The following is an 8,913-nucleotide window of genomic DNA, read 5'->3' as shown; positions in this document are numbered from 1 at the left end:
GTTGTTCCCCGATCCTCGGGCACTCCAGTTTCCCTTGGTTCGACGGGAAGAGAGATTCGGTAGAGCTCCGGAGCGTTACCTTTTGTACCACCGTAGCAAACGAATAGTTTGAAACCCGACACACCCAGCTGCAAAGATTCACCGCTGCAGCGCGAAATGCTCGGCTTTTGCCCTCTTGCCGAAACAGCACCTTCGGTGGCACGCCGGTTGCAGACGAGTCAAGTGGAAGGACCCGTTTGACCTTAGCGGTTTCAGAATCTCCAATCGTAGGACTTCATATGAAATTGGCTAGGACCATCGCAATTAACGAGCCCAACGACCCCACGAATGCGGTTCAGGCAATTGAAGCCTTGTCGCGTCCGCTGCGGATACCACTATCATTCCACCAGCAACGGCTCTGGTTCCTGTCGCATCTGGAGAGCGGCAGTGAGGCATGCCACATCCAACTGGGGCTTCGCGTTCGCGGCCAGCTTGACGAGGTGGCCCTACATTCGGCCTTGAACTGCTTGATGGCGCGTCATGAGGTACTGCGCACCACCTTCGCGGTGGAGGACGGCGAACCGTTCCAACAGATCAGGCCAGTGGACGTTGTGCCGCTTAAACGGGAGTATCTACCGGCCCCAGCGGAGGGGGAGGCAGAGGAGATACTAACTGAGTTAATGCGCTATGAAGGGCAGGCCGGGTTCGATCTGGAAGCCGGGCCGCTGATCCGCGCGCGGCTGGCGCGCTTACGCGAAGATGATCATTTGCTGCTGATCACCATGCATGAGATGGTCTCGGACAGTCAGTCCCGTGAGATCCTGCTACGCGAACTGAGCGAGTTCTACGCTGCGGCTCAAGAGGGCCGCGTAGCGCGGCTGAGGGCACTGCCAGTCCAGTATGCGGACTACTCGATTTGGCAGCGACGTTGGCTGACAGCTGAGGCTTTGGAGCGGCAGTTTAGATACTGGCTTCGAATGCTAAATAGCGCCTCAGCGGTGCCTGAGCTGCCGACCGACGTGCCACGTCCAGTAAAGCAGGAATTTGCAGGCAGCTACGTCGACTTCGTGTTGCACGAGACATTAAATGCAAAGCTGAAGGTGCTGAGCCAGCGTCGTGGAACCACGCTGTTCGTTACGGTGCTAGCGGGCTGGGCAATGGCGCTGGCGCGTTTGTCGGGTCAGGACGAGGTGGTGATTGGCACGCCGTGCCCAGACCGCACCCGGTCAGGAAGCAAGGGGCTGATCGGTTGTTTCTCCCACTGCTTGCCGCTGCGGATCGACCTGTCGGGCGATCCGACGCTGGAGACAGTGCTGGGGCGAGTGAATGCCGCCGTGCTTGGGGCCCTTGATCACCAGGATCTGCCCTTTGAGCAGGCGACGGACGTCGTTGGTCCAATTCGCAAAGGTGCTCAAACCCCAATTGTGCAGGTCATAGTCAAATCAGAAAATACTGTTGGAGAGACGGTGGAACTGCCAGGGCTCGAAATTGTATATTCTGACGCTGGTGATTGTGTCGCGCAATACGATCTGGCTCTTAATATCTTTGAGCTCGGCGAGGCTATTTGTGGCAGGCTAGTTTACCGGACATCGCTGTTTGGGCGGAGCTCCGCCGAGCGGTATGTGGCCTATTTGCAGCAGGCGCTAGGCCAATTGGCGGCCGATCCCGGGCAGCGACTCTGGTCAGCACCACGGCTGGCTAATGAACGTCGATTCCCGATTCAGTCGAATCTAACGGAAGCAGCCTCTCCCCGGGACCGCTCGGCTCACGAGTTGCCTGACTCGGAGGCGGACCGGGTCCCGGAAGTGATTGAACCCGGTGAGTTGAACGCGCTAGGACCCTCCGCGGCACCTCCGACTTGGGCTACTCAAGTACCGCGCACCAACTCGGAGCCGCGAACGCCTACCAGGGTTATCAATTTTATCGAGGGGACGCGTGTCGTTAGCGAGGGCGAACTGCAAAGCAACAGCATCATGCGTTGCCATGTCACAAAGTTTTACCACGAACAGATCATCAACAGCGGTTATTACGAACAGCTGAAGTATATTGTGCAGCCGTCATTCGCTGAATTCAACAGCGGCGGCAACTTGGATACCAGTGGTGAGCAAGATAACACGATATTTCCGGGTTTTCAGCATAAATACGCCCAAACAGGACTAATCATAGCGACAGACCGTTGCGTTTCATATTGTCGCTATTGTCTGAGAAAACGAATTGTCGGCAAAAATTCCGATGAGACAGCAGTTGATTTCGAAAGTATTAGAAAATACATCATGAATCACCCGGAGATTACAAATGTGCTAGTAACAGGAGGTGACCCGTTTGTTCTCAATACGGCAAGTCTGCAAAAATTACTTGGCAATTTGCTGGATATCCCTCATGTCGACTCGATCCGAATAGGCACTAAGGCACTGGCCTATCAGCCCAAGCGCTTCGATGACCCGGATCTGCCGGCGTTGTTTACGCGGATTCATAACGCAGGAAAGGCTGCAGTAATCGTTACGCACTTTGACCACATTGGCGAAATCTCCGCCCTCGCGGAGGCTAAAATTCGGCTCCTGCGGGCACAGGGCGTTCAGTTTCTTAACCAGACTGTGCTTCTCGCGAATGTCAACGATGATCCCGAGATCTTGGCTGCTACTTTCGCCAAGTGCCACCAGATGGGTGTGCGACCGTATTATCTATTTCAAGCCAGGCCGGTGAAAGGCGCATCTCATTTTCAGGTTTCGCTGCGCAGCGGAATAGAGATTGTGCGCGGCATCAACCAACGTCTCAGCGGTATCCAAAAAACATTCAAATACATCATGTCCCACTACACGGGAAAGATCGAGATCCTCGACATTGGAGCAGATGCCCGATTATACATGCGCTACCATCAAAACAATACTTGCGAGAAGATCGGAAAGATCTTCTCTCGGCCTCACCTTGAGGGCGCTTGCTGGTTGGACGACTTGCCTGAAGGTTAGGATTGAGAGGCGCACAACATGAAGTCCTCAAATTCGGAAGGTCCAGAGTAAGCCTCGCTCGAGGTACATGCGTCATCTTCTAAAAACCGGTCTCTTGGTGCGCGATACACAGGATTTAACCAACGGACTATCGGGGTACTGATTTACAGGCGTCTTTGCTCGGCAAGCGTTCAGGCAAAGGCGTTGCCCGCTCTCACCCTAAAGATCGCTCGGCTCATGGGCGGCTAGTCACGAGGAGTATTGCATGAGTTCTCAAGGGATTGCTTCGCACTTCGACCTGTTAAAAAAGCTAAACCCATTGGCCTTCATGGCGATCGAACCGCGAGTTGTTGCAGAACAGTCCGCCCGCCACGACGATCTGGCCAATCTCTCGCGCAACGAATTCACCTCGGAAGGACGCGGGGCGGATTACCTCGATAGCATTCAATTGTCGCTGCTAGCGCGATCCGAAGGTGTGATGGATCTTCTTGGGAAGATGCACCCCAATGGTTGCGAAGGACTTAGTCCATCACTGATTATCTGCGATCTGCTAGCTGGTGACGGATATGTGAACAAGGTAGCTCATCGAATCTTGGGTGAGGTGCGCTGCCCGACGTTCATCAACTCTGATATCTCCCAGTTCATGGTGGACCGCTGCATCCGGGACGGCCTGTTTGCGATCTGGCAAAGTGCGGCCGATCCGTACTGCATTAGAGATGGCTCGGTGGATGGGGTGCTGATGGCTTACGGAACGCATCACATCCCGCGCGCTCTGCGCGCCACCGCTGTTCAGGCATCTGCGCGAATTCTTCGGCCCGGTGGCATCCTTGTTCTTCATGACTTCGAAGAAGGCTCACCCACTGCCCGCTGGTTCGCTGACGTGGTGTCCACTCATTCCGTGACGCCTCACGAATATCCTCATTTTACAGCTGGCGAAGTGCTCGATTTATTCGCTTCTGCGCAGTTCGATCACATAACAGTGCAGCGTATCGCAGACCCGTTTGTTATGGTCGGGGCGAACAAACAAAGTGCTTTGCAACTATTAGCCGAATATGTGGTGAAGATGTATGGTCTGGAAGAACTGCGGTCCGACCCGAAGCGTGTGCTCGAACTTCTTGACAATTATTTCGGGCTCATCGTGACGCCAACCTCTTGCGGTCAGTTCGAAGCGCGTATAACGCGCAATGCCTTGGTCGGGAGCGGGCGACGCTTGTGAAAGATGGTGTCGCTTATCAAAAAGAGGCGAACCTCTTGCTCGTCAGACGGAAGGAGCGCTCGACCACGTTGCTGTCGATCTCCCGGCGAGCTTGGTTTTCTGGCTGATCAAGCCGAGCTTTTGGCGCAGCCAGGGTTCGAGATCGGCGATGATAGCGCGGCTATTTTCCTGACGCATCGCACGGCGTCCTCGGCCGGTCGGCCGCGGATGCCGTCCTCGATCTTACAGAGATCGGCGATCCGTCTCAGCGCCTTCACTGGCGATCGGCGCGCGACCGGCTGCCGCCAGTTCATAGAAGCGTCGGCGCACATGTGCCCAGCAAAAGGCGAGCGTGACACTAAATTGAAATTGGACCACTCGACCGGATCATCGCGAATCTTGGTGTGCTCGATATAAACCTTGTTGAACTCACCGACGGGGTCTGACAAAGAACTTCGATACGCAACATAATTAATCTGCTTCCCTTGCCGCAGGAGTGCCGCCCCCGCCGGGCAAAATATCATGCTGCTAGGGCTAAAGCGAATATTTACGATTGGATATGGTATGACAGGACCTGACCAGGAAGTCCTGTGGCGCGATAGAAGGTGCTCTTGCCCGCTCGGTTTCTATTTCTTTTTCGCCAGCTCAGCTTTCGGCTTGTTCACCCATCTTGCTCCGTTCGGGGTTCGGAACCCATGCATCGCTGCATGCCGCAGCATTTCGATGAGAAATCCAGCGGCTGGAGGAATCGGTGTCTGTGGATCATGGACAAGATAGATCTCGCGTTCGACCGCGGGACTTACCAGCTTTTTTTGGGTAATCTCACAAAACTGCATCATAGGCAGGACAAGGCTAGGCACGACGGATATTCCTAGATCGGCGGATACGAGGCCCGCAACCGTGCCGACGTCCCGAGCCTGTGTGATGGTCCCGAGCTGGATTTCGGCAATTTGCAAAGCGCGATCAACACAAGTGCGAACGCTGCTCAATGGATCGAACGCAACGAAGTCTTCGCCATTTAAGTCGTTCCAGGACACCGTCTCCAATCCCACAAATCTGTGCGATTTCGAGCATATGCACACCAGAGTATCCGCCGCGATCTGCTCACAGATCAGCTGTCCGCTTGCCTTTGGGAAGGATGTGATACCAAAATCAACTTGTCCGTCGCGCACGTAGCGAACAACCTCATCCGCGAAACCGTCCTTCACCGAGATTCTGACGTTGGGTCTGCCTTTCCGGAATTCGGAAATGAATGTCGGAAGCATGATAGACGCAACAGATGAAAGTGCAGCTAGGCTCACGACCCCGTTTAATCCGCTGTGATATAGCTGGAACCGTGACATCGCGCTGTCGAATTCCTCAAGAACACGCCGCGCATTCATCAACAGCTGTTCGCCGGATGCCGTAAGAACCACCCTTCTTGTGGTGCGCTCGAACAGGCGTGTGTCCAGTTCCTCCTCAACCTCCACGATCGTTCGGCTTAAAGCCGATTGCGCGATGTTCAGTGAGCGAGCCGCAGCCGTATACCCGCCACGCTCCGCGACCGCGACGAACGCCCGTAAATGCCTGAGGGTAACATTATTGCTCATTCGCGATTGATCTATACTCAAAACATGTTGGACGCGCAATAGATTTGAGGCGAATGTATCAGGATCAGCGTCTTGAGAGATTGTCCATGAACGAAGTCGTGACGAAGCAAGAAGACCAAGCGTTTCACATTATCTTCAACCGACCCGAACGGATGAATGCCGTCAATGAAGCCCTGTATCAACAGACGTTGGATGCGCTGAACCATGCAGATAAGGACCCCGAGATCCGATGCGTGATCCTGTCCGGAAACGGCCGCGCTTTCTGTGCCGGTGCTGATCTGAAGGTCCACAAATCCGGCGAACGGACGCGCGATGAGCGCGAGGCGTATATTATGCTCGGGCAGCGCGTGTGCGAACGAATTCAGACGATGAAGACGCCAGTCATTGCCGAGGTGCACGGCTATGCTTTAGGCGGCGGGGCGGAAATCGCGACCTCTGCTGACTTTCTTATCATATCCGAGGACGCCCAGCTCGGATTTCCAGAAATTGCCATTGGAACCTATGTGGGGGGAGGTGTGACGCTCCGCCTTCCCAGGCTCATCGGGTTGAGGAATGCCGCCAAACTCTTGCTGCTGGGCGACAGGATAACCGGCGCAGAATGCCTGGAGATTGGCCTGGCAACCGAGGCTCCGGCAGCGCATCAGTTGAAGGAGCGCACGGCGGCGTTAGTGGAGCGGATCGTCAAGAACGCACCATTGTCAATGGCTCGTCTTAAGGCGGCGATCAACTTACCACAAAGCCCCGACAAGCTTTTTCGGGCCGAGGCCGAAGACCTGCTGGCGATCATGGAAACCAGCGATTGGGCAGAAGGCGTCGCCGCCTTCGCGGAACGCCGCTCGCCCCGTTTCGAAGGAAGATAGAAATGACCGTGGGGCACCACAATGAAGCAACGGCCTTGAACGGCGTACTCGCCTATGGCGAGCCGGAATTGCCAGCTCCCACAGGCCGCCAAAATGAAGCGACAGCCTTGAGCCGAGTACTGGAGCCGCATTCTGTAGCGATCATCGGGGCCTCGGCAAACCCTGACAAGCGCGGCTATCAGATCATCAAGGCGCTGAAGAACGCCGGCTACGGCTATCCGATCCTGCCGGTCAATCCTAAAGGAGGGACAATCCTCGAGTTGCCAGTTTTCAGCGACGTCGATGCCCTTCCCGAATGTGTGGACATCGCGGTGATCGTTCGGCCGGCGGAGGAAGTGCCGGATATCCTCATCCAGTGCGGTAAAAAAGGGATCGCCGGCGCAGTGGTTCTGGCGCACGGGTTCCGTGAGCGAGGCGACAAGGGTTCTGCCGCGGAAACGAGATTGCTTGATGCCTTAAAGAAAAGCGGGGTCCGGATTATTGGACCGAATACATCGGGAATGCTGAACTGCACTGTGCAGGCTGACCTCATTGGCCTGCCGGAACTGCCTCCGAGTGGGCCAATCAGTGTTCTAACCCAAAGCGGCAACATGGTGCTTTCGGTCGTCGAAGACAGTCGCTCCATCAATGGCCCCGGCTTCGATGTCATCGCGGGACTCGGTAACCAGACCGATATCGAATATGGCGAATTGATCGAGGAGCTTTCCCGACGTGAAAGCACCCGCTCAATCGCCATCTACAACGAGGGCTTTCTTGACGGCCGCGGATTCCTTGACGCGGCGGCACGCGTGGGGCTGAGCTGCCCGATTGTGATGCTGCGCGGCGGGAGATCCATTGAGGGTCGGAAGGCGGCGCTTTCCCATACAGGTTCGATTGCCGGCGCCGACGAAATCGCCGTAAAGGTGTTGGCGCAAATGGGCGTAACCCTAGTCGATCGTTCGGATGAGTTGTTGCCGGTTGCTGCTCTTCTCGCAACCAGTCCACTTCCTAAACCAAAAACCGGGATTGCGGTTCTGACCGATGGTGGTGGACACGCAACACTCGCCGTTGATGCGTTGTCACGGGCGGGGGTGCCGCTAGCATCCCTCTCGGAAGACACCAAAACCAAGCTGAGAAGTGTCCTCGGCGACGAGGCCAGTGTCGAAAATCCGATTGATGTTGCAAGCGCCGCTGACGCCTATCCCGACGTTTTCCCCGAATGCATCGAAATTCTGGCGTCAGATCCCCAGGTAGGGCTCGTTCTGACAAACGGGTTGGGTGGAGCCTACCACATAAGGTTCGATGAATCTCTGTTGAAAGCAGAGAATTCGGCGGCCGAGCGGATCGTGGCTTTGCGGAAAGCCAGCGGCCTGCCTATGGTTTTTCATAGCTGCTACGGCAATCGCAAGCCGGAGAATCACGACATCTTACGAAACGGCGGCATCCAGATTTTCCCCTCTATCGATTGGGCCGTGACCGGGTCCAAGGCACTGTTTGAAAGGGCTAATTGGCTTTCTAAACAGAATAGCAATGCCGATAGGCTGGCACCGGACGCGCGCCGCGTTTTCGTTCCCAGCGGGCTATCGGCAGAGACGACAGCCCGCGAGATGTTGCAGAAACTGGGCGTGGACACTGGCGAATGGTCGGCGGCAAGCGATGCCGGGGCCGTAAGTTCGGTAGTCTCTAGTTTTGGCAAGCCCTGTGCGGTGAAGGTGGACTCGTCCGTCATCGTGCACAAGTCCGATGTCGGTGGTGTTCGCCTCGGCGTGACGCGAGAGGCGGCGAGCGCCGCCGCGGATGACATCACGAGGGCCATGGCGTCCCAGGCTCCCCCGGTGACGACCTTCGGTTTCATCGTCACGCCGATGGTGGATCACGGCTTGGAGTTGTTCGTGGGTGCCGTCAACGATTCAGTCTTCGGCCCGGTGGTCTTGTTCGGCTCAGGGGGTGTGCTGGTCGAAGCGGTTAAGGACGTGACCTTTCGCGCGGCGCCGCTTTCTCCGGCGGAAGCTTTGGACATGATCAACGAGACGGGTGTTGCGAAGATCCTCGATGGTTTCAGAAACTATCGGCCAGTCGACAAGCGGTCCCTTGCCGAATTTATCTCGTCCGTCTCCCTCGCGGTCATGAGGATGGAAAATCTCTCAGAACTCGACATCAACCCGATCATCGCGAACGAAAGCGGGATCTACCCCGTCGATGTGAGGTTGGTCGGAAAATAAGAGAAGCCTGATGTCTAGCCTAGCAAAAGCACAGATCGTGTCGGCCTTTTTGTCACCGACATTCACGACGGCGGCGCTGACACAGTCCGATTTTACGGCGATCTGATCTTCTTTCTCGAGGCGGAGGCCCGACCCGAATGGTTG

The 8,913-nt window shown here is 55.9% G+C and carries 5 protein-coding genes and 1 pseudogene; 4 read left to right on the top strand and 2 right to left on the bottom strand.

Annotated features, from left to right (window positions below; genetic code table 11):
• Nucleotides 1–278 precede the first annotated feature (278 nt).
• Nucleotides 279–2,945, top strand: a complete 2,667-nt coding sequence (locus EN906_RS13300) for a condensation domain-containing protein (protein ID WP_127266834.1) — start codon at nt 279–281, stop codon at nt 2,943–2,945.
• Between the two features lie 244 nt (nt 2,946–3,189).
• A complete protein-coding gene (locus EN906_RS13295) occupies nt 3,190–4,140 on the top strand; it encodes a methyltransferase domain-containing protein (RefSeq protein WP_127266835.1) in 951 nt (316 codons plus the stop codon).
• A gap of 84 nt (nt 4,141–4,224) precedes the next feature.
• On the opposite strand, the pseudogene EN906_RS13290 reads toward EN906_RS13295, so the two are convergent.
• Nucleotides 4,225–4,476: pseudogene (locus EN906_RS13290) on the bottom strand (transposase); the annotation flags it as partial.
• A 269-nt stretch (nt 4,477–4,745) separates the two neighbouring features.
• Nucleotides 4,746–5,708, bottom strand: coding sequence for a LysR family transcriptional regulator (locus EN906_RS13285; protein ID WP_127266836.1), 963 nt, complete (start codon nt 5,706–5,708; stop codon nt 4,746–4,748).
• Between the two features lie 86 nt (nt 5,709–5,794).
• Here EN906_RS13285 and EN906_RS13280 point away from each other — a divergent pair, with 86 nt between their 5' ends.
• Both EN906_RS13280 and EN906_RS13275 read left to right on the top strand, forming a co-directional pair.
• Nucleotides 5,795–6,568: an enoyl-CoA hydratase/isomerase family protein gene (locus EN906_RS13280; protein ID WP_127266837.1), complete on the top strand. Its 774-nt coding sequence runs from the start codon at nt 5,795–5,797 to the stop codon at nt 6,566–6,568.
• Nucleotides 6,569–6,570: 2 nt separating this feature from the next.
• Nucleotides 6,571–8,769 carry an acetate--CoA ligase gene (locus tag EN906_RS13275; RefSeq protein WP_127375210.1) on the top strand — a complete coding sequence of 733 codons (2,199 nt, stop codon included), beginning with the start codon at nt 6,571–6,573 and terminating at the stop codon, nt 8,767–8,769.
• The last annotated feature ends 144 nt before the right edge of the window (nt 8,770–8,913 follow it).

Source organism: Mesorhizobium sp. M7A.F.Ca.CA.004.06.1.1, assembly GCF_003999135.1.
Taxonomy (GTDB): domain Bacteria; phylum Pseudomonadota; class Alphaproteobacteria; order Rhizobiales; family Rhizobiaceae; genus Mesorhizobium.
The sequence above is the reverse complement of the archived record's forward strand: the minus strand, read 5'-3'. Positions and strand labels throughout refer to the sequence as shown.